This window comes from Pseudomonas sp. GW822-FHT01E03, assembly GCF_058802985.1.
Genome location: NZ_JBXAOQ010000002.1, coordinates 396,112 through 415,960, shown reverse-complemented (window position 1 = coordinate 415,960; position 19,849 = coordinate 396,112). Strand labels below are relative to the sequence as shown.

General features: G+C 60.8%; 20 protein-coding genes. 8 read left to right on the top strand and 12 right to left on the bottom strand.

The window, feature by feature from the left end:
• Positions 1-5: 5 nt before the first annotated feature.
• Positions 6-485: an RNA pyrophosphohydrolase gene (locus tag AC1RP7_RS05145; RefSeq protein WP_053163553.1), complete on the bottom strand. Its 480-nt coding sequence runs from the start codon at positions 483-485 to the stop codon at positions 6-8.
• 143 nt (positions 486-628) lie between these two features.
• Here AC1RP7_RS05145 and AC1RP7_RS05140 point away from each other — a divergent pair, with 143 nt between their 5' ends.
• Positions 629-1,285 carry a histidinol-phosphatase gene (locus AC1RP7_RS05140; protein WP_493181383.1) on the top strand — a complete coding sequence of 219 codons (657 nt, stop codon included), beginning with the start codon at positions 629-631 and terminating at the stop codon, positions 1,283-1,285.
• 119 nt (positions 1,286-1,404) lie between these two features.
• Here AC1RP7_RS05140 and AC1RP7_RS05135 read toward each other — a convergent pair whose 3' ends face one another.
• Both AC1RP7_RS05135 and ilvA read right to left on the bottom strand, forming a co-directional pair.
• Entirely contained in the window at positions 1,405-1,830 is a 426-nt protein-coding gene (locus AC1RP7_RS05135; RefSeq protein ID WP_057712868.1) for a DUF2269 domain-containing protein, read from the bottom strand.
• 40 nt (positions 1,831-1,870) lie between these two features.
• Positions 1,871-3,385 (bottom strand): threonine ammonia-lyase, biosynthetic, encoded by a 1,515-nt coding sequence (ilvA, locus tag AC1RP7_RS05130; protein ID WP_057712867.1) that lies wholly within the window; start codon positions 3,383-3,385, stop codon positions 1,871-1,873.
• A gap of 267 nt (positions 3,386-3,652) precedes the next feature.
• Here ilvA and rpiA point away from each other — a divergent pair, with 267 nt between their 5' ends.
• Positions 3,653-4,327 carry a ribose-5-phosphate isomerase RpiA gene (gene rpiA / locus AC1RP7_RS05125; protein WP_046039153.1) on the top strand — a complete coding sequence of 225 codons (675 nt, stop codon included), beginning with the start codon at positions 3,653-3,655 and terminating at the stop codon, positions 4,325-4,327.
• A gap of 147 nt (positions 4,328-4,474) precedes the next feature.
• Here rpiA and AC1RP7_RS05120 read toward each other — a convergent pair whose 3' ends face one another.
• The 4 genes from AC1RP7_RS05120 to AC1RP7_RS05105 form a co-directional block, all read right to left on the bottom strand.
• Positions 4,475-5,392 carry an SdiA-regulated domain-containing protein gene (locus AC1RP7_RS05120; protein WP_057712866.1) on the bottom strand — a complete coding sequence of 306 codons (918 nt, stop codon included), beginning with the start codon at positions 5,390-5,392 and terminating at the stop codon, positions 4,475-4,477.
• Positions 5,393-5,500: 108 nt separating this feature from the next.
• Positions 5,501-6,427, bottom strand: a complete 927-nt coding sequence (locus AC1RP7_RS05115; RefSeq protein ID WP_407516147.1) for an SdiA-regulated domain-containing protein — start codon at positions 6,425-6,427, stop codon at positions 5,501-5,503.
• Positions 6,428-6,683: 256 nt separating this feature from the next.
• Positions 6,684-7,349: a fumarylacetoacetate hydrolase family protein gene (locus AC1RP7_RS05110; RefSeq protein WP_056726437.1), complete on the bottom strand. Its 666-nt coding sequence runs from the start codon at positions 7,347-7,349 to the stop codon at positions 6,684-6,686.
• Between the two features lie 38 nt (positions 7,350-7,387).
• On the bottom strand, positions 7,388-8,782 hold the full coding sequence (locus AC1RP7_RS05105; RefSeq protein WP_032829505.1) for an FAD-binding oxidoreductase: 1,395 nt from the start codon (positions 8,780-8,782) through the stop codon (positions 7,388-7,390).
• Between the two features lie 206 nt (positions 8,783-8,988).
• Between AC1RP7_RS05105 and serA the strand changes: the two genes are divergently transcribed.
• A complete protein-coding gene (serA, locus tag AC1RP7_RS05100) occupies positions 8,989-10,218 on the top strand; it encodes a phosphoglycerate dehydrogenase (protein WP_007976393.1) in 1,230 nt (409 codons plus the stop codon).
• 62 nt (positions 10,219-10,280) lie between these two features.
• Here serA and AC1RP7_RS05095 read toward each other — a convergent pair whose 3' ends face one another.
• Positions 10,281-10,703, bottom strand: a complete 423-nt coding sequence (locus AC1RP7_RS05095; RefSeq protein ID WP_057712864.1) for a DUF4399 domain-containing protein — start codon at positions 10,701-10,703, stop codon at positions 10,281-10,283.
• Positions 10,704-10,838: 135 nt separating this feature from the next.
• Here AC1RP7_RS05095 and AC1RP7_RS05090 point away from each other — a divergent pair, with 135 nt between their 5' ends.
• Positions 10,839-11,423, top strand: a complete 585-nt coding sequence (locus AC1RP7_RS05090) for a transporter substrate-binding domain-containing protein (RefSeq protein ID WP_090452009.1) — start codon at positions 10,839-10,841, stop codon at positions 11,421-11,423.
• A 139-nt stretch (positions 11,424-11,562) separates the two neighbouring features.
• On the opposite strand, the gene AC1RP7_RS05085 is transcribed toward AC1RP7_RS05090, so the two are convergent.
• Both AC1RP7_RS05085 and AC1RP7_RS05080 read right to left on the bottom strand, forming a co-directional pair.
• A complete protein-coding gene (locus AC1RP7_RS05085) occupies positions 11,563-12,048 on the bottom strand; it encodes a 2-thiouracil desulfurase family protein (protein ID WP_090452011.1) in 486 nt (161 codons plus the stop codon).
• Between the two features lie 2 nt (positions 12,049-12,050).
• A complete protein-coding gene (locus AC1RP7_RS05080; RefSeq protein ID WP_493181384.1) occupies positions 12,051-12,683 on the bottom strand; it encodes a 2OG-Fe(II) oxygenase in 633 nt (210 codons plus the stop codon).
• A gap of 108 nt (positions 12,684-12,791) precedes the next feature.
• On the opposite strand from AC1RP7_RS05080, the gene AC1RP7_RS05075 reads away from it, so the two are divergent.
• Positions 12,792-13,544 carry a DUF2059 domain-containing protein gene (locus tag AC1RP7_RS05075; RefSeq protein ID WP_057712860.1) on the top strand — a complete coding sequence of 251 codons (753 nt, stop codon included), beginning with the start codon at positions 12,792-12,794 and terminating at the stop codon, positions 13,542-13,544.
• Between the two features lie 111 nt (positions 13,545-13,655).
• Here AC1RP7_RS05075 and bipL read toward each other — a convergent pair whose 3' ends face one another.
• Positions 13,656-14,603, bottom strand: a complete 948-nt coding sequence (gene bipL / locus AC1RP7_RS05070) for a phospholipase BipL (protein ID WP_218494669.1) — start codon at positions 14,601-14,603, stop codon at positions 13,656-13,658.
• Positions 14,604-14,699: 96 nt separating this feature from the next.
• On the opposite strand from bipL, the gene AC1RP7_RS05065 reads away from it, so the two are divergent.
• Positions 14,700-15,281: a DUF6436 domain-containing protein gene (locus tag AC1RP7_RS05065; RefSeq protein ID WP_493181385.1), complete on the top strand. Its 582-nt coding sequence runs from the start codon at positions 14,700-14,702 to the stop codon at positions 15,279-15,281.
• A gap of 102 nt (positions 15,282-15,383) precedes the next feature.
• Complete coding sequence (locus tag AC1RP7_RS05060; protein ID WP_493181386.1) at positions 15,384-17,783, top strand: penicillin acylase family protein; 2,400 nt, start codon at positions 15,384-15,386, stop codon at positions 17,781-17,783.
• A 144-nt stretch (positions 17,784-17,927) separates the two neighbouring features.
• On the opposite strand, the gene AC1RP7_RS05055 is transcribed toward AC1RP7_RS05060, so the two are convergent.
• A complete protein-coding gene (locus AC1RP7_RS05055) occupies positions 17,928-18,893 on the bottom strand; it encodes a GlxA family transcriptional regulator (RefSeq protein WP_090452021.1) in 966 nt (321 codons plus the stop codon).
• Between the two features lie 305 nt (positions 18,894-19,198).
• Here AC1RP7_RS05055 and AC1RP7_RS05050 point away from each other — a divergent pair, with 305 nt between their 5' ends.
• On the top strand, positions 19,199-19,840 hold the full coding sequence (locus tag AC1RP7_RS05050) for an HD domain-containing protein (protein WP_057712855.1): 642 nt from the start codon (positions 19,199-19,201) through the stop codon (positions 19,838-19,840).
• The last annotated feature ends 9 nt before the right edge of the window (positions 19,841-19,849 follow it).

Genomic DNA, 19,849 nt, shown 5'->3' with positions numbered 1-19,849 from the left:
CGTCGTCAGTCGCGCGCTAAAAGGCGCGGGGCAAGCTCTTTGAGAGCGCGTCGATACACCTCGCGCTTGAATGTCACCACCTGGCCCAACGGATACCAATAGCTGACCCAGCGCCAGCCATCGAATTCCGGTTTACCGGTCAAATCCATCCGCACCCGCTGCTCGTTGGAGACCAGGCGCAGGAGAAACCATTTCTGTTTCTGGCCGATGCACAGCGGTTGGCTGTGGGTACGTACCAGACGTTGCGGCAAACGATAGCGCAACCAGCCCCGGGTGCAGGCGAGAATTTCAACATCTTCGCGCTCAAGGCCCACTTCTTCGTTCAGCTCGCGGTACAAGGCGTCTTCTGGCGTCTCTTCGGGGTTGATTCCCCCCTGCGGAAACTGCCAGGCATCTTGATTGATTCGGCGAGCCCATAGCACCTGGCCGGCGTCATTCGTCAGAATGATCCCGACATTGGGGCGAAAACCATCGGGGTCGATCACGGCAACAACCTCGCAAACGCATGTCGCCGCATTGTTCCACAAAGGTTGTGAAGGCGGCAACGAAGGTTCCTACCTTATGTGCACTCTTGTGAAAAGACCGTATTCTTGTCGCCTTTTTACTGACTTTTCAGCGGGTAACTGCAATGCGCCTGGCTTTATTCGATTTGGACAACACCCTTCTGGGCGGTGACAGCGATCACGCCTGGGGCGATTACCTGTGCGAACGCGGCTTTCTCGACGCCGTCGCCTACAAGACTCGCAACGATGCGTTCTACCAGGATTACCTGGCCGGCAAACTGGATAACGCTGCTTACCTGAACTTCTGCCTGGAGGTACTCGGCCGCACCGAAATGGCCACGCTGGATCAGTGGCACAGCGATTACATGCGCGACTGCATCGAACCGATCGTACTGCCCAAGGGACTTGAACTACTGAAGAAGCACCGCGATGCCGGCGACAAACTGGTGATCATCACGGCGACCAACCGCTTCGTCACAGGCCCCATTGCCGAGCGTCTGGGCGTCGACACCCTGATCGCCACAGAATGCGAAATGGTCGATGGCCGCTACACCGGGCGCAGCACCGACGTGCCGTGCTTCCGCGAGGGCAAGGTTACGCGCTTGAATCGCTGGCTGGAGGAAACCGGGTTTACGCTGGAAGACAGCTCCTTCTATAGCGATTCGATGAATGATTTTCCGTTGCTGGAGCAGGTGACCCATCCGGTGGCGGTCGATCCGGATCCGAACCTGCGGGCCGAGGCCGAGAAGCGTGGCTGGCCGGTGATCAGCCTGCGCGGCTGATATCGCCTTACTGTAGGAGCGAGCTTGCTCGCGATGGTCGTTAACGATAACGCGGGGCACCTGATGCCCCGCGGCGATCTTGAGTTTTTCGCGAGCAATCGAGCGTCGACCGGCTGCTCCTACACAGGCTTCGCGCCCATCAACCCGGCAATGGCGACAAAGCAGACAAAGCTGAACAACGCCAAGGCAAAGGTGAATTTCCCCACGCCACCCGGTGTCTTGCGCAGTTTGTTGAGCCGCACCAGCAGCCAGAACCACGCCAGCGCCGCCACGGTGTACAGCACGCTGGAGGCCAGCAACCAGGTCTGCCCCAGCGGCCAGCCCACCAGGTGCACCATCCACCAGCCGGTAAACGGCATGCTCAGCAGCGCCAGGCCCATCAGCAGCCAGACAAACACCCTTGGCCGCTGCAAGGTGCGACTACCCGCCGTCGCGTCACCCTTGCGCCGCGCCAGCAAAACCCAGACTCCCAGCCCCAGCGCACAAGCCAGCAGTACAACTGTTGCCACCATGTGCGCCGCTTTCAGAGCAGTTAACGTTTCCATCGTCAGATTTCCTTATTGCCTTGCCCGTCAGCGTAGCCGTTCAGCCAAGAAACAGCTGATAGGCCGGGTTGTCGCTTTCGTCCCAGTACGGGTAACCGATTTCTTCCAGCGCCGCCGGCACCAGGTGGCGCTCGTCGTGGGGCACCTGCAGGCCCGCGACGACCCGACCATCCGCCGCGCCATGGTTGCGGTAGTGGAACATTGAGATGTTCCAACGCCCGCCCAGCTTGTTGAGGAAGTTGAACAGCGCGCCCGGACGCTCCGGGAATTCGAAACGCAGAATCACTTCGTCGACCACATGCGCCGCACGCCCGCCGACCATGTGGCGGATGTGCAGCTTGGCCAGTTCGTTGTCGGTCAGGTCCAGCACCGGGAAACCCTGCTCGCTCAGGCTGGCGATCAGCGCGCTGCGCGGGTCGTTTTCCGGGTGGGTCTGCACGCCGACAAAGATGTGCGCTTCGCTGCCGGTGTTGTAGCGGTAGTTGAATTCGGTGATCTGGCGCTTGCCTATGGCCTCGCAGAACGCCTTGAAGCTGCCCGGTTTCTCGGGAATGGTCACGGCGATGATCGCTTCGCGGCCCTCGCCCAGCTCCGCACGCTCGGCGACGTGGCGCAGGCGATCGAAGTTGACGTTGGCCCCGGAATCGATGGCCACGAAGGTCTGGCCGCTGACGCCGCGCTGCTCGACATACTTCTTGATCCCGGCCACGCCCAAGGCGCCGGCAGGTTCGGTGATCGAGCGGGTATCGTCGTAGATATCCTTGATGGCGGCACAGATTTCATCGGTGCTGACGGTGATCACTTCGTCGACATGGTCTTTGCAGATGTCAAAGGTGTGCTGACCGATCTGGGCCACCGCAACACCGTCGGCGAAGAGGCCTACGGTCGGCAGTACCACGCGCTCGCCGGCCGCCATGGCCGCTTGCAGGCAATTGGAGTCATCCGGTTCGACGCCGATGATCTTGATGTCCGGGCGCAGGTACTTCACGTACGCCGCGATGCCGGCGATCAGGCCGCCGCCACCCACCGGGACGAAAATCGCATCCAATGGCTGCGGGTGCTGGCGCAGAATCTCCATCGCCACGGTGCCCTGCCCGGCAATGGTGTGGGGATCGTCGTACGGGTGAATGTAGACGTAGCCTTTTTCGTCGACCAGTTTCAGCGAGTAGGCCAGGGCTTCCGGGAACGAGTCGCCGTGCAGCACCACTTTGCCGCCACGGGAGCGCACGCCTTCGACCTTGATCTCCGGGGTGGTCTTGGGCATGACGATGGTCGCTTTCACGCCCAACACCTTCGCCGCCAGGGCCAGGCCTTGTGCATGGTTGCCCGCCGACGCGGTGACCACGCCGCGAGCGCGTTCTTCGTCGCTCAACTGGGTCAACTTGTTGTAGGCGCCGCGAATCTTGAACGAGAACACCGGCTGCAAGTCTTCGCGCTTGAGCCAAATGCTGTTGCCCAGCCGCTCGGAGAGCTGGCGGGCAGACTGCAACGGAGTTTCTACGGCAACGTCATAAACGCGCGAGGTGAGGATCTTTTTGACGTACTGTTCAAGCATCGGAAAGCATCACTGAGCGGGTTGGGCAGGACCAAGGAGTCTAACCCGGCTTTCAGGCGTGCGACCACCCTGTAGGAGCGAGCCTGCTCGCGAAAAACTCGAGGGCGCCGCTGGCTGTCCGGTTTTACGCGTTATCGTTCACGACCATCGCGAGCAGGCTCGCTCCTACAGGGAACAGTCACGACCTGCCAATCGGGCAATGACCTTCCCCGCCCCGAAGCCTATAATGCCGGCCTTTCGTCCCCTCCCAGGCACCCCGGAGCCCGCATGAACCAGGATCAACTCAAACAGGCAGTGGCTCAGGCCGCCGTCGACTTCATCCTTCCGAAACTCGACGACAAGAGCATCGTCGGGGTCGGCACCGGCTCCACCGCCAACTGCTTCATCGACGCGCTGGCCAAGCACAAGGGCGCATTCGACGGCGCCGTCGCCAGTTCCGAAGCCACTGCCGCGCGTCTCAAGGGCCACGGGATTCCGGTGTACGAACTGAACACCGTCAGCGATCTGGAGTTCTACGTCGACGGCGCCGATGAAAGCGACGAGCACCTGAACCTGATCAAGGGCGGCGGCGCTGCCCTGACCCGCGAGAAGATTGTCGCGGCCGTGGCCAAGACCTTCATCTGCATCGCCGACGCCAGCAAACTGGTGCCGGTCCTCGGTACTTTCCCGCTACCGGTGGAAGTGATCCCGATGGCCCGCAGCCACGTGGCCCGCGAACTGGTGAAGCTCGGCGGCGACCCGGTTTACCGCGAAGGCGTGCTGACCGACAACGGCAACATCATCCTCGACGTGTTCAACATGCAGATCACCAATCCGGTGGAGCTGGAGACGCAGATCAATGCGATCGTCGGCGTGGTCACCAACGGTTTGTTCGCGGCACGTCCGGCGGATCTGTTGTTGCTGGGGACCAGCGAAGGCGTGAAGACCCTGCGCGCTGAGTAACCAAGACCGCCCACATTTTTTGTGGGCAGATGAAAAACCTGTGGGAGCGGGCTTGCTCGCGAAAGCGGTCTCTCAGTTGATATCTCTGTCGACTGACACGACCCCTTCGCGAGCAAGCCCGCTCCCACAGTCGTTTTGGGGTGTTAGTTAGAGTTGCGTGGGTTTCTTGAACACGTAGAACAGGTTCGGCTCGCTGACGATGTACAGCGTACCGTCGTCGTCCACGGCGATCCCCTCCGCTTGCGGCACGGTTTTTTGCAGGCCATGGCGTCCCTTGCTCAATGACATTGTGCTCAGCGGCCGCCCATCCACATCCAGCTCCAGAATCAATCGCGACTCATCCGACAGCGCCAGCAAATGCCCGCTGCGCTCATCGTATTGCAGGCTCGACAGATCCCGCACGAACATCCCGGCATCACGCTTGGGGTCGTTGATCACGTGCACCGAGTAGGATTCTTCAGGATTGAAGCGCGGAAAACCGTGCACCTCGTAGATCAGCATCGGGTTGCGCTCCTTGGCGACGAACAGGCGCTTGCCGACTGAATCGTAAGCCAGACCCTCGAAGCCCTTGTTGCCGCCCATGTGAACGCCAATGGTCATCTGCTCGGCATCTGCCGCATCAACGAAAGTGGTGTCCTGCTCCAGACGAATCTTGATCAGCCGCTGCTGACTTTCGTCAGTGACCACGTAGATATCTTCGCTGATGAACTCCACCGCCTCCGGATCGCCGAAACCGACCAGCGCCACACGACGCAAGATCCTGCCGTCGAGGGACAACTCGATCAGCTCGCTTCGTTTGTTGGTGACGGTGAACAGGCTTTTGCGTACCGGGTCGTAGGTCAGCGCTGAAACGTTGTCGGCCAGGCCATCGATCACCTGCGCCTCGGTCACGACCTGGTATTGGTCCAGGCCCATCGACCGGGAACTCACCGGCTGCCACAGCGTATGCAGATTGAACCAGGTACGCTCGAACAGGCGCATGTACTGGGCGATCGCTATCAATGCGATCAGCAAGATCACCGACAGGATCAGGATCAGGGATTTGGGGCGGGCAAATCGACGCATTCGGGTGGGCTCGGGGGTCAAAACAGGCGGATGAAATATCACGCCCGTCTGAACTGAAGCTTAATGGCCGCCGGCCTTTTACGTACAGGCAATCAGCGCAGGCGTTGGTTACTTCTGTTTTTCGAAGCGATAAAACAGATTCGGCTCACTCACCATGTACAGCGTGCCCGCTTCATCCATGGTCACGCCTTCGGCACGGGGAATGGTATTTTTCAGGCCGTTGAAGCCACGCAGCAGGGTGATGAAACTGACCTGCTCACCCTTCTTGTCCAGCTCCAGCAACAGGTGCGAGTCGGCGGACAACACCAGCATGTGGCCAGTCCGCGGGTCGACGGCCAAGGCAGACAGGTTGCGCATGTCCAGTGCATGGCTGGCCAGCTTCAACTTGTCGCCGGTCAGGACCTTGCCGTCACCTTTCCAGGCAAACAATGCCGGCGGGCGCTCTTCGCCCAGCAGCAGTTGCTGATTGCGCGGATCCCAGGTGACACCCTCGAACGCCTTGTTCTGGTCGCTGGAAGGCCCGAGGTCGTATTTCGGGAAGTCGGCCATATTCAGTTCGCGGGTATCGGCATCGACCTTGACGATAGCGATCAGATGCTCGCGCTCATCGACAATGGCCAGCCGGCCGTCGCCCAGCACGGTGACGCCCTCAGGGTTGCTCCAGCCCACCAACGGCATTTTGCGCAGCACATCGCCCTGCAGGTTCAATTCGACCAGGAACGGGTTCTTGCCCATGACCGAAAACAGAGTCTTGGTCTGAGGGTCGTAGACCATGTCCGATGCTTCATCCTTCTCCATGCCCGGCAACGGCTTGGCATCGATCACCGCACGATAGTCCGGCAGCCAGATGCTCGCCTGGCGCTCGGCCGGGCTCTTGAATTGTTCCTTCACCCAGAGCACGCCCCGCGAATCCCAGTGCATGGCGAATGCAACGCCGTAGGCGACAACAGCCACCAGCAGCAGCCAGGTGTGCCAACGCAGGGCGAAGCGCGAACGGCGGACAGGTTCAAGCGTGGAAAGCGGAGAAGTGGCCATCGGGGAATGCGTTCCAGAAATTCAGGCTAGGGGTAATAGCACAGTTTGGGGCCGGCTCAGAGGCCGAAAGCCCTGAAATTATCCAGACTGGATGTGAAAAAAACGGGAAATGACAGGATGAGCCATTTATAGGCCACCACAAAACCAATGTGGGAGCGGGCTTGCTCGCGAAAGCGGTGTGCCAGGCAACACTTAGTCGACTGTCACGCCCTCTTCGCGAGCAAGCCCGCTCCCACAGGGTTTGGCGGTGCCTGGACTAGCGAACGCTGCTGGTGAAACTGCTGGCGCCCGGCAATTCCAGAACGATCTCGTCACCGACATTCAGCGGGCCAACGCCCACTGGCGTGCCGGTGAGGATCACGTCCCCGGCCTGCAACGAGAAGCAGCCGGCCATGTGCTGGATCATCGGCACGATCGGGTTGAGCATCGCGCTGCTGTTGCCGTCCTGGCGCACTTCACCGTTGATGGTCAGGCGGATGCCGATGTCGGTCAGATCGGCAAACGTGCTGCCGGACACGAACGGAGCAAGTACTGCCGCACCGTCGAAGGACTTGGCGATTTCCCAGGGCAGGCCCTTGGATTTCAGCTCGGCCTGCTTGTCGCGCAGGGTCAGGTCCAGGGCTGGAGCGAAACCGGAGATGGCGTCGAGCACTTCTTCGCGGCTCGGTTTGGTCGACAACGGCTTGCCGATCAACACCGCGATTTCCGCTTCGTAGTGCACCGAACCGCGCTCGGTCGGAATGCTGAAACCACCTTCCAGCGGCACCACGCAACTGCCCGGCTTGATGAACAGCAGTGGCTCGGTCGGCACCGGATTGTCCAGTTCCTTGGCGTGTTCGGCGTAGTTACGGCCGATGCACACCACTTTCCCCAACGGGAAGTGAATGCGCGTACCGTCGACATACTGGTGCTGATAGCTCATTACCGACTCCTGCTTCGTTGGCTCTTAAAGTTCGAAAATCAAACAGCGAAAATCTTGCCCGGGTTCATGATGCCGTTCGGGTCGAACACCGCCTTGACCGCTTTCATGTACTCGATCTCGACCGGGGAACGGCTGTAAGTCAAGTAGTCACGCTTGGTCATGCCCACGCCGTGCTCGGCGGAGATCGAACCGTTGTATTTCTCGACGGTCTCGAACACCCACTTGTTGACGGTGGCGCACTTGGCGAAGAACTCGTCCTTGCTCAGGTTATCCGGCTTGAGGATGTTCAAGTGCAGGTTGCCATCGCCGATGTGACCGAACCAGACGATTTCGAAGTCCGGGTAGTGTTCGCCGACGATCGCGTCGATTTCCTTCAGGAACGCCGGGACTTTCGACACAGTGACCGAAATGTCGTTCTTGTACGGCGTCCAGTGGGAAATGGTTTCGGAGATGTATTCGCGCAGTTTCCACAGGTTCTGCAACTGGGTTTCGCTCTGGCTCATCACGCCGTCCAGTACCCAGCCCTGCTCGACGCAGTGCTCGAAGGTTTCCAGGGCGTGGTTGGCCACTTCTTCGGTGGTCGCTTCGAATTCCAGCAGCGCGTAGAACGGGCAATCGGATTCGAACGGCGCCGGCACATCGCCACGCGCCATGACTTTGGCCAGGGCTTTGTCGGAGAAGAATTCGAAGGCGGTCAGGTCAAGCTTGCTCTGGAAGGCGTGCAGCACCGGCATGATCGAGTCGAAATCGGCGGTGCCGAGGACCATGGCGGTGAGGTTTTTCGGCGCGCGGTCCAGGCGCATGGTCGCTTCGACCACGAACCCGAGGGTGCCTTCGGCGCCGATGAACAGCTGACGCATGTCGTAGCCGGTGGCGTTCTTGATCAGGTCGCGGTTCAGCTCCAGCACGTCGCCCTTGCCGGTGACCACTTTCATGCCGGCAACCCAGTTACGGGTCATGCCGTAGCGAATCACCTTGATCCCGCCGGCATTGGTGCCGATATTGCCGCCAATCTGGCTCGAACCTGCCGAAGCGAAGTCCACCGGGTAGTACAGGCCGTTTTCTTCGGCCACGTTCTGCAGGTGCTCGGTGACCACGCCCGGCTGGCAAACGGCCGTGCGGTCAGTGAGGTTCACGTCGAGGATCTGGTTCATGTAGTCGAACGACACGACCACTTCACCATTGGCCGCCACCGCTGCCGCGGAAAGACCGGTACGACCACCCGACGGCACCAGCGCCACCTTGTGTTTGTTGGCCCACAGGACTATGGCCTGGACCTGCTCGGTGGTCTTGGGGAACACGATGGCGGTCGGGGCCGGGGCGAAATGCTTGGTCCAATCCTTTCCGTAAGCATTCAGGGAGTCGGCATCGGTCAGCACCTTGCCAGGCTCAACCAGGGTCTTCAGCTCTTCAATCAGGGCAGGATTGGTCATCGACAGAACTCTCGAACAATTCATGGTCATCCTGAGAACGCTTCACGTCGCAGGAATGAGTGTTTAGCGGGGTGCATATGCTAGCATAACGACCCCGCAGGATAGTGCCCAAGGGCTGTTCTGCGGTGACGGCTTTCCTGCCGTGCGGGTCAGCTCCGGGCTGCTCCCTTTCCTGCCATTTTTCTCCGGGATACAGGTTTACGCAGATGAGCAAGACTTCTCTCGATAAGAGCAAGATCAAGTTCCTTCTTCTCGAAGGCGTCCACCAATCGGCTGTCGACGTCCTCAAGGCGGCGGGCTACACCAGCATCGAGTACCTCACTGGTTCTCTGCCGGAAGCCCAGCTCAAGGAAAAGATCGCTGATGCTCACTTCATCGGCATTCGCTCCCGCACTCAACTGACCGAAGAGATCTTCGATCACGCGAAGAAGCTCGTGGCTGTAGGGTGTTTCTGCATCGGCACCAACCAGGTCGACCTGGACGCGGCCCGCGAACGCGGCATCGCGGTGTTCAACGCACCGTACTCCAACACCCGTTCCGTAGCGGAACTGGTGCTGGCCGAAGCGATCCTGCTGCTGCGCGGCATCCCTGAGAAGAACGCTTCCTGCCACCGTGGCGGCTGGATCAAGAGCGCGGCCAATTCCTTCGAGATCCGCGGCAAGAAGCTGGGCATCGTCGGTTACGGCTCGATCGGTACTCAACTGTCGGTCCTGGCGGAAGGCCTGGGCATGCAGGTGTACTTCTACGACACCATCACCAAGCTGCCACTGGGTAACGCCACTCAGGTAGGCAACCTGCACGAGCTGCTGGCGATGTCCGACATCGTTTCGCTGCACGTACCGGAAACCGCCGCCACCCAGTGGATGATGGGCGAGAAGGAAATCCGCGCCATCAAGAAAGGCGGCATCCTGATCAACGCCGCCCGCGGCACCGTGGTCGAACTGGACCACCTGGCGGCTGCCATCAAGGACAAGCACCTGATCGGCGCGGCCATCGATGTATTCCCGGTGGAGCCACGCTCCAACGACGAAGAGTTCGAAAGCCCGCTGCGTGGCCTGGACAACGTGATCCTGACCCCGCACATCGGTGGCTCCACCGCTGAAGCCCAGGCCAACATCGGCCTGGAAGTGGCGGAAAAACTGGTCAAGTACAGCGACAACGGTACGTCGGTATCGTCCGTGAACTTCCCGGAAGTGGCCCTGCCGGCTCACCCTGGCAAGCACCGCCTGCTGCACATCCACGAAAACATTCCGGGCGTGCTCAGCGAGATCAACAAAGTCTTCGCCGAAAACGGCATCAACATCTCCGGTCAGTTCCTGCAGACCAACGAGAAGGTCGGCTACGTGGTGATCGACGTCGACGCCGAGTACTCGGACCTGGCGCAAGAGAAGCTGCAACACGTCAAGGGCACCATCCGTAGCCGGGTGCTGTTCTGATCGCGACTTGAGCGACAAAAAAAGGGAGCCTTCGGGCTCCCTTTTTCATTCACGCTACAACGTTACTTGACGTTGACGGTGATCTTCTCGGAAACGATCGGCGGATCGAACGGCATGTGGTTGCTATCGCCCAGTTCAAGCTGCAAGGTGTGTTTGCCCGGCGTGAGCGTTACTTCAGCCTGGGTCTGCGCGTTGCCGAAATGCTGGTGGTTGGCATCTTTGGGAATCGGCGCACCGGCGGCTGGCAGTTCGTCGACGTCGATCAGCAAGTGGTGATGACCGGTGTTCTTGGTGGTATTGCCCGCCGGTGCCAGGGCAACGTTCTCGACAGCGAACTTGACGACGACCGTCTGTGGAACCGTCGCACCATCCTTGGGAGACACGATGGACACTTCGGCGCCCTTCGGAGCCGGCGTTGCACTGGCCAGCACCGAAACACCCATCAACAGGCCAGCCAAAGCAGCACGTGACATAAAGGTTTTCATTCTCTTCTCCAGTTTTTCCGTAAAATTCGCGTGACCATGACAACTTCATGGCCATTCGTTGTCGAAGGCACTCGACAACCATAGCAAAGCGAGCCTGAATCAGAGGATCGCGATAATAAATTCAAAGGAGTGACCATGCGCTTTCTGCCTGGCCTGATCTGCCTGCTACCCCTTCTGAGCCCTTTGGCTCATGCCGAATTGATTGATGACGTCAACGACCGGGGCGAATTGCGCATTGCCGTTGAAGCCAACACTCCCCCGTTCAATTTCAAGGATGACGACAAGCTCACCGGCTTCGAAATCGAGTTGGGCCAACTGCTGGCAAGTGAACTCGATGTCCGGGCCGACTTCGTTGTCACCGACGGCAGCGATCTGCTGACCGGCGTCGAAAGCGGCAAATACGACATCGCTATCAACCACATAGCAGTGACCCCGGATCTCAAGGATCGTTTCGACTTCAGCGAACCTTACATTCAAACCAATGCGCAATTGATCGCGCAGAAAGAAGAGCCTCGCTCCATTTTGCTGGTCCAGTCGCTGACGGAAGAGAAGCCCAAAACCAACCCGGCCGTGAACCTGGCGATTCCGTTTCAGAAGGGTAATCCGGCGTTCCAAGCCAGCCTGGAAAACGCATTGCAACGAATCAAGGATGACGGGCGACTGCAAGCGCTGGAACAGAAGTGGCTGGGGGCGGATGCGGGTGTGGTGCCGAAACCTTGAGCCATCGGGAAGTTGAAGTAAAAGATGAACCCTGTGGGAGCGAGCTTGCTCGCGATGGCGGCCTGACATTCAACATCAATGTTGGCTGGACAGGCCTCATCGCGAGCAAGCTCGCTCCCACAGTGCCTTGTGTCGCTCGTTAATCGAGCATTGCCAACGCCTGTGCCGCCTGCGGCAACTCCAGCTCACTGAACACCTGCACCCCGTGACGGTTGAGTAGCGCCGCCGTCACGCCCTCGCCACTGACTTTCACGCCGCTGAACGTCCCGTCATAGGTCAGCAAATTGCCGCAGGACGGGCTGTTGGCCTTGAGGACGGCGATGCGGATGCCATGCTTTTTTACCAGTTCCAGTGCCTGATACGCCCCCGACAGAAACTGCGCACTAACGTCCTCGCCCTCAGTAGTGATCACCAACGCCTGGCCATCGAGGACTTGCGTGCCCTGCCCGCCTGGAATTTCCGCCGCCGCCCGAGGTGTTGGCAATCCACCAGCCACCTCGGGGCACAACGGTATGACCCGACCCTCATCAAGCCACTGCTGAAGCTGATCGAACGGCCCACTGGCCCCGCCGTCGTAACGAACCCTGTGGCCCAACAGGCAGCGGCTGACGAGAATTTTCTGCATGATCAGAACGGCTCGTTGCCGCGCCGGCGGAACCAGCCGGTCAGCGACAGGCGATCCCGGGTTGCGGGCAGGACTTCGTGGGGAACCTCGCCGGAGAGAAACACCACCAGACAGCCGCCGGTAGGCTGCACATCATGGACGCGATCATTGTCGAGATACATGCGCAACTGGCCGCCGTGTTCGGGAAGCCAAGCGTCATTGAGATAAACCACCGCCGAAACCATGCGCCGGTCGTCATCGCGAAAACGGTCGACGTGCTTCAGGTAGAAGGCGCCGGGCGGGTACATCGCAAAATGGCTTTCGAAATCCTCCAGGCCGAGAAACAGACCGCGATTGATCGCCTCGCGCAGGCTGTCCATCAAACTCAGATAGCTGTCGCACGCCTCGGCCTGGCCGGGGTCGATCCACTGGATATGGTCGCCACGAATCCCTTCGCGGATCTCCGATGACGGCCCACGGCCCACGGCGGCCGGAGCCAGCTGACCCTCGGCAGCACGTTTGCGACACTCGGCCGCCAGCTCTCGGGTCAGATCCAGAGGCAGGAAAATATTCTGCTGCGACCAGCCGTGCTCGGCCAGGTCGTCGACGATTCGTAGCAGCAGCGGGTGATCAGAGGATATTTGCATGGCGCGCATAGTATTCCTGTGCCCGGAAATCCGACAGAGCCGCGCAGCGGGTTGATACGAATTCTCGACAAGCAGGGGTGCCACACGGAGAATAGTCGCCTGCTGACTGGAGTCCCTATGCGCCGTTTGCTTTTATCCCTGCTGATGTTCTGCGTTTTGCCCGCCTGGGCAGACGGCCACGATCAGTTGTACAAGGTCGCCGGCTGGCCGGAACAACGCGCGCATTTCAGCGATGCCCTCTCGGCTGCTCAGCAACGCTACCAGGGCAGCCTGCCGCCGGCGGTGTTTCAGGCACTGGTCAGCAACAGCAATCAGCGATTTTCCGCCAAGGCCGTGGACCAGCGTGCCGAAGCGCAATTGCGCAAGAACCTCGCCGACCCTAAACCCGCGCTGACGTTTTTCCAGTCGCCCCTGGGCAAGAAAATCGTCGCCGCCGAGTTGCTGGCGACCCGTCGCGACCAACTGGCAAAAAACGCCAAGGGCCTGCCGAAGATGCAGGCCAGCGACAGCCGCATGTTGATCATCGGCCATTTGGCACAAGCCCTGCCCGCTCGCGAGGCCGGTGCGGAAGTCAGTCTGGCGATTGCTGGCGTCGCCGCCGATAGCTTGAGTTCAATGATCCCGGGATTGCTCGGTGCCGGTCAGGCCCAGGGCATGCTCAACGGCCAGCGCCAGCGCCTGATGGAGCAGATCGGTAGCGACCTCAACAACACACTGCTGTATGTCTATCGCGACCTGTCGGACAACGAACTGGAAGAGTTCGCAACCTTTGCCGAATCGGCGGAAGGCCAGGCTTATTATCAAGCGGCGCTGGCGGCGATTCGGGCGGGGTTGGCGGTGGGGCAGAGCAATTCTAACCTGACCCAGTGATCTTCGGCACCTGACCGATCGCTATCGCGAGCAAGCTCGCTCCCACATTGGATCTGCGTACGCCGGCCCATTGTGGGAGCGAGCTTGCTCACGATGGGGCCGGAACAGGCACTAGGGATTGCGACCCTTGATCCGCCTGGTCAAAAACCCGAAATACTCCTGCCGCATCACCAGCGTCTCATTCGCCAGATGATGTCGTGCCTCGGGCAGCATCAGCACCTGCGGCCGATCAAACTTGCCCCGCAACACTTCCAGGTTGTGCTCCCAATCCACCGTCATGTCGGCCTGCCCCTGCACGATCAGCGGCCGGCGGGTACTCATGGGGGCGGCCTCGATACGTTTGATCCAGCGCGCCAACGCGCCCACCCAGGCTGTCGGCAGGCGCAACGGCTGCAACGGATCGGCCTGCAGAAACGGCAGAAAGGCCGGGTCGTTGGAGTTCTCGCTGAAACGCCGGGCGATGGCTTTGACGAAAGGCTTGAGCAGGTAGTAACTCAGTTGCGACCAACCCCACGCCCGCGGCCGCACCAGCGGCGACAGCAAAATCACCTGGCCCTGGGCCGGGCTGCTCGCCCCCGCATTCAACACATGATCGATCACGATCGCCCCGCCGGTGCTCTGCCCGCACAAGTGCCACGGCTGCGGCAAGTCGAGGGATTGCGCCTCGCGGAACAACCCTTGCAATGCGTCCTGATACTCGGCGAAATCCTTGATGCTCGCCCGTTCGCCACTGGACAGGCCATGCCCCGGCAAGTCGCAGGCAATCACCGCAAAGCCCTGGTCCAGCGCCCACTCGATCACATGCCGATAGAGCCCGGTGTGGTCGTAGAAACCGTGGATGACAAACAGCGTCGCCTTGGCTCGCTCGGGCCACCAGAACTGGCTGACCAGCTCATAACCGTCGACCTCGAATCGCCCAAGGCCGCTGCGCAACTGACGCGGGGCAAAATCCAGCCCGTAGAATCGCTGGTAAGCCTGCGCCTGCGCCGACAACGGCTGCCCGGCAGCCAATGGCAGCAGGCTTGCACGTAGAAGATCAGGGTCGAAAGTGGCCGGCATGGACGATTCCAGAACGTGAAACGGACTTTATAGGCCTGCGATATTCATCTGTCGCGGCAAGCATGGCAAGCTAGCCACCCTTCGAGGATTGAACCGATGCGCTCGCCCCTTCGCGCCCCCCTGTTTGCCAGCCTGCTCGCCGTGGTGTGTGCTGGCGTATTGTGGGCGGCCTACGACTGGTTCCAGGGACGTTACTTGCGGGCGTTCAGCGAGCACACCGCGATGTTTTCCGGTGATCCGCTACGCCTTCCCGAATCCCTCGCCGGCCCTGGCGCCATCCGTCTTGTGCATTTCTGGGACCCGGCCTGCCCGTGCAATGTCGGCAATCAACAACACCTGACCGAGCTGGTCGAGCGCTACCTACCCCATGGCGTGGAATTCTATGCCGTGCAAAAACCCGGTAGCCACGGCCAATTGCCGAGCAACTTGAGCAGCCTCAAAACCATCGACATCCTGCCCGGCTCCGAACAGATCCCCGCCAGCCCGGCCGTGGCGATCTGGGATCGTAGCGGCAAACTGGCGTACTTCGGCCCGTACAGCGAAGGCCTGACCTGCAATTCGAGCAACAGCTTTATCGAACCGATCCTGCAGGCGCTGGATGAAGGCCGTGCGGTGAGTGCCACGCACACACTGGCCGTAGGTTGTTACTGCCCGTGGCCTGTCGATCCAACTAAATAGGGAAAGACGGGGTAATACGAATCCCTCCTACGGGCGATGCGCCAAATCGGCACCCCGTGTTACACAGTGGCATCAGGAATCACGATAACAACAAGGACTCTTATGAAACGCAGCCTGACCGCTCTCGCTCTGTTGATCGTCGTGCTGGCCTCCGGAGCCGGCTGGTACCTCTACAGCAAGCAGCCGTCACGCCAGGGCATGGTGGAACTGCAACACCTGCAAGGCTCCGTCACCGTGCGCTACGACGAACGTGGCATCCCGCACATCCGCGCCGACAACGAAACCGACCTGTACCGCGCCCTCGGCTACGTGCATGCCCAGGACCGCCTGTTCCAGATGGAAGTCCTGCGTCGCCTGGCCCGTGGCGAACTGGCTGAAGTGCTCGGGCCGAAGCTGCTCGACACCGACAAACTGATGCGCAGCCTGCGCATTCGCGAACGCGCAGAAACTTACCTGGCGAACCTCGACAAGCAGTCGCCCTCCTTCATCGCCATGCAAGCCTATCTGGACGGCATCAACCAGTATCAGGACAGCCACGCCAAACCCGTGGAGTTCGAAGTGCTGGGCATTCCAAAACGCCCGTTCACGGCCCAGGACACCATCAGCATCGCCGGCTACATGGCCTACAGTTTTGCTGCGGCATTTCGTACCGAACCCTTGCTGACATTCGTGCGCGATCAACTGGGGCCCCAATACCTGAACATCTTCGATCTCGACTGGCAGCCCAAGGGCGTGCTCAACGGGACCGGCACCACCTTGGCCAGCGCCGACTGGAAAGACCTCAATGCCCTCGCCCGCTTGAGCGAACAAGCCCTGGCTGACAACGGCCTGCCACAGTTCGAGGGCAGCAACGCCTGGGTCGTCGCGGGCAGCCGGACCCAAAGCGGCAAGCCGCTGCTGGCGGGTGATCCGCATATCCGTTTTTCCGCGCCGTCGGTGTGGTACGAAGCGCAGCTCTCGGCGCCCGGCTTCGAACTCTACGGCCACTATCAGGCCTTGATGCCGTTTGCGTCGCTGGGCATGAACCACGACTTCGGCTGGAGCATCACCATGTTCCAGAATGACGACCTCGACCTGATCGCCGAGAAGGTCAACCCGGACAACCCCAATCAGGTCTGGTATCGCGGCAAGTGGGTGGACATGACGACCAGCGAGCAGCAGATCGCAGTCAAGGGCCAGGCGCCAGTCACCCTGGTGTTGCGTCAGTCGCCCCACGGGCCGATCGTCAACGATGCCTTGGGCAGCGGCGTCGGTAAAACGCCGATTGCCATGTGGTGGGCATTTCTCGAAAGCCAGAACCCGATCCTGGAGGGTTTCTACCAGCTCAATCGCGCCGACACCCTGGCCAAGGCCCGTGGTGCCGCGGCAAAAATCCAGGCCCCGGGCCTGAACGTTGTCTGGGCCAATGCCAAGGGAGATATTGGCTGGTGGGCGGCGGCGCAATTGCCTAAACGCCCGGCGGGTGTACGCCCGTGGTTCATCCTCGACGGCAGCACCGCCGAGGCGGACAAGGATGGTTTCTACCCGTTCAGCGCCAACCCCCAGGAAGAAAACCCGGCCCGGGGCTACATCGTCTCAGCCAACTTCCAGCCGGTGTCGCCAACCGGCATGGAGATTCCCGGCTACTACAACCTTGCCGATCGCGGCCAGCAACTCAATCGCCAGCTCAGCGACAAAGCGATCAAATGGGACCTGGAAAACAGCCAGAAACTGCAACTGGGCACCACTACCGCCTACGGCCCGCGCCTGTTGGCACCGCTGTTGCCGGTGTTGCGCGAAGTGGTGAGCGATCCCGCCGAACTCAAACTGGTGGAGCAACTGGCCCAGTGGAAAGGCGATTACCCGATCGACTCGACCAGTGCCACGCTGTTCAACCAGTTCCTGTTCAACCTGACTGACGCGACGATGCGCGATGAACTGGGTAACGACTTCTTCGAAACGCTGCTCTCGACCCGGGTGATCGACGCCGCGCTCCCCCGCCTGGCCGCCAGCGCCGATTCGCCGTGGTGGGACAACCGCAGCACCCTCGGCAAGGAAACCCGTGCCGACACGGTGAAGGCCGCCTGGCAAGCCAGCCTCGCGCACCTCAAGAGCACCCTCGGCGCAGACGCCTCGCAATGGCAGTGGGGCAGCGCGCACACATTGACCCATGGCCATCCGCTCGGGCAGCAAAAGCCGCTGGACCTGTTCTTCAATGTCGGCCCCTTCGCCGCACCTGGCAGTCATGAAGTGCCGAACAACCTCTCGGCGAAGATCGGCCCAGCTCCGTGGCCTGTCACCTACGGCCCTTCGACCCGGCGCCTGATCGACTTCGCCGACCCGGCCCACAGCCTGACCATCAACCCGGTCGGCCAGAGCGGAGTCCTGTTCGACAGCCACTATGATGATCAGGCCGAGGCCTACGTCGAGGGGATGTACTTCCAGGCGCATCTCAATGAAGAAGAGGTCACGGCCAATACCCGCAGTACGTTGAAGCTGTTGCCGGCGCGGGTTGTACCATAGATTTTTGCTGGCCGGGCTGGCCTCATCGCGAGCAAGCTCGCCCCCACAGGTTTTCTGGTGTTCACAAAGTTTGTGTTCAACAAAGATCCCTGTGGGAGCGAGCTTGCTCGCGATGGGACCCTGATAGACGCCTACAAATTCAGCTCAAACCATCGCCGCAAAGTTCAGCCGGAACTGCTGCGGCGTCACCCCCAACCTGCGATTGAACACACTGCGCATGTGCTGGGCATCGCGAAAACCGCATTGATAGGCCACGGTCTTGAGCGGCGCGCGGGTGCTTTCCAGCAGCGTGCGCGCCGCATCGACCCTCGCTCGCTCGACGAACTCGGCCGGGGTGATTTTCGCTTCCCTGGCAAACACCCGGGAGAAGTTGCGCGCACTCATGTTGGCGGCATTGGCCAGGTCGGCGATGGCCAGGTCGCCCGTCAGGTTGGCCAGCACGTAATGCTGCACCATCGCTACCGCCGAATCCGCTTCGGCGTGGGGTGTGAGGAACGGGCTGAATTGCGACTGCCCGCCCGAACGCTGGGTGAACACCACCAGCCGCTTGGCGACGCTCAGTGCAACTTCCGGCCCATGATCACGGCCCAATAGATACAACGACAGATCGATCCCCGCTGTGACCCCGGCCGAGGTGAACAGCTCGCCGTCCTCAACATACAGTCGATCCGCTTCCACCCGGGACGAGGGGCACAGCGCCGCCAGATCCGATGCGTCCTGCCAATGCGTAGTGACCGTGCGCCCCTCCAGCAATCCGGCCCGGGCGAGCATGAACGCGCCGTTGCAGATCGAGCCGAAGCGCTTGGCCCGCACGCAGGCATCGCGCAACCAGCCGTCGAATGCCATGCCGAAATCCATGAACGGCAACTGCGGCCCGCCCGCCACCAGCAACAGGTCATACGGCTCCAGCGCTTCGCTGAAATGCCGATGGGCATTGAGTGCCAAACCGTTGGAGCACGCCATCATCCCGCGCTCGACGCCGATCACCTCCAGCCGATAGTGATCCTGCGGGGCAAGGAAGCGATTGGCCTCGGAAAACACATCCATGGGGCCGGTGACATCCAGCGACTGAACGCCGGCGAACACCACGATGGCTACGGTTTTACTCATGGTTCGAAGAGCCTCTCATGGCACCGATTGCAACGCTCACCTGTAGGAGCGAGCCTGCTCGCGATGGACGTCAACGATGACGGGAGCTGGCTGGATGTACGCGGTGCCCTCACGTGCATCGCGAGCAAGCTCGCTCCTACAGGGTCTGCATGCACCCTAGCCAATCCACGCCCAACAAGCGAGGTTGGCGCGATATGCACGCTCATTGGCCGGGATCGCAGCCATGGATCGATTGTCCGGTTTCCGGGGCCGGAACAGACTGAAACCCTCAGCGCCGCCAAGGCGTTCACGACGAGGAAAACTCCATGAGCACCACCATCGCCGGCATCAAGATCCCCGACAGCGCACTGGCAAAGGCCACCACCGAATACATCCGCGACATCGAGTCCGACCTGCTCTACCACCACTCGCGCCGGGTCTTCCTGTTTGGTGCTCTGAGCGGCGAGCGCAAGCAACTGGCCTACAACCCGGAGTTGCTGTACGTCGGCGCGATGTTCCATGACCTGGGACTGGTGCAAGGTCATCGCAGCGACAACGAGCGCTTCGAAGTCGACGGTGCCAACGCGGCAGCGGCGTTCCTCAAGCCTTACGGATTGAGCGATGACGACATCGAACAGGTCTGGCTATCGATTGCCCTGCACACCACGCCGGGCGTGCCTCAGCATTTGCGGCCCACCGTGGCACTGGTCACGGCTGGCGTCGAGATGGACGTGCTGGGCATGGACTACGCGGCGTTTTCCAGCGTGCAGCGCGAAGCGGTGGTGCATGCGCATCCACGGGGCGAGGGATTCAAGGAGTGCATCATCTGCGCGTTTGCCGACGGCTTGCGCCATCGTCCGCAGACCACGTTCGGCAATGTGAAGACTGATGTGCTGGTGGATCAGGAGCCGGGGTTCAAGCCGATGAACTTCGTCGAGGTCATTCGTAAATCCCCATGGATTTCCTGACCGCAGAAG

Excerpts from the sequence above, each read along its gene's own strand:
- AC1RP7_RS05120 (WP_057712866.1), bottom strand. The coding sequence starts at position 5,392 with ATGCGTCGATTTGCCCGCCCCAAATCCCTGATCCTGATCCTGTCGGTG.
- AC1RP7_RS05085 (WP_090452011.1), bottom strand. The coding sequence starts at position 12,048 with ATGCAGAAAATTCTCGTCAGCCGCTGCCTGTTGGGCCACAGGGTTCGT.
- rpiA (WP_046039153.1), top strand. The coding sequence starts at position 3,653 with ATGAACCAGGATCAACTCAAACAGGCAGTGGCTCAGGCCGCCGTCGAC.
- AC1RP7_RS05080 (WP_493181384.1), bottom strand. The coding sequence starts at position 12,683 with ATGCGCGCCATGCAAATATCCTCTGATCACCCGCTGCTGCTACGAATC.
- AC1RP7_RS05095 (WP_057712864.1), bottom strand. The coding sequence starts at position 10,703 with ATGAAAACCTTTATGTCACGTGCTGCTTTGGCTGGCCTGTTGATGGGT.
- AC1RP7_RS05115 (WP_407516147.1), bottom strand. The coding sequence starts at position 6,427 with ATGGCCACTTCTCCGCTTTCCACGCTTGAACCTGTCCGCCGTTCGCGC.
- AC1RP7_RS05065 (WP_493181385.1), top strand. The coding sequence starts at position 14,700 with ATGCGCTCGCCCCTTCGCGCCCCCCTGTTTGCCAGCCTGCTCGCCGTG.
- bipL (WP_218494669.1), bottom strand. The coding sequence starts at position 14,603 with ATGCCGGCCACTTTCGACCCTGATCTTCTACGTGCAAGCCTGCTGCCA.
- AC1RP7_RS05110 (WP_056726437.1), bottom strand. The coding sequence starts at position 7,349 with ATGAGCTATCAGCACCAGTATGTCGACGGTACGCGCATTCACTTCCCG.
- AC1RP7_RS05105 (WP_032829505.1), bottom strand. The coding sequence starts at position 8,782 with ATGACCAATCCTGCCCTGATTGAAGAGCTGAAGACCCTGGTTGAGCCT.
- AC1RP7_RS05090 (WP_090452009.1), top strand. The coding sequence starts at position 10,839 with ATGCGCTTTCTGCCTGGCCTGATCTGCCTGCTACCCCTTCTGAGCCCT.
- AC1RP7_RS05135 (WP_057712868.1), bottom strand. The coding sequence starts at position 1,830 with ATGGAAACGTTAACTGCTCTGAAAGCGGCGCACATGGTGGCAACAGTT.
- AC1RP7_RS05075 (WP_057712860.1), top strand. The coding sequence starts at position 12,792 with ATGCGCCGTTTGCTTTTATCCCTGCTGATGTTCTGCGTTTTGCCCGCC.
- AC1RP7_RS05050 (WP_057712855.1), top strand. The coding sequence starts at position 19,199 with ATGAGCACCACCATCGCCGGCATCAAGATCCCCGACAGCGCACTGGCA.
- serA (WP_007976393.1), top strand. The coding sequence starts at position 8,989 with ATGAGCAAGACTTCTCTCGATAAGAGCAAGATCAAGTTCCTTCTTCTC.
- AC1RP7_RS05055 (WP_090452021.1), bottom strand. The coding sequence starts at position 18,893 with ATGAGTAAAACCGTAGCCATCGTGGTGTTCGCCGGCGTTCAGTCGCTG.
- AC1RP7_RS05140 (WP_493181383.1), top strand. The coding sequence starts at position 629 with ATGCGCCTGGCTTTATTCGATTTGGACAACACCCTTCTGGGCGGTGAC.
- ilvA (WP_057712867.1), bottom strand. The coding sequence starts at position 3,385 with ATGCTTGAACAGTACGTCAAAAAGATCCTCACCTCGCGCGTTTATGAC.
- AC1RP7_RS05060 (WP_493181386.1), top strand. The coding sequence starts at position 15,384 with ATGAAACGCAGCCTGACCGCTCTCGCTCTGTTGATCGTCGTGCTGGCC.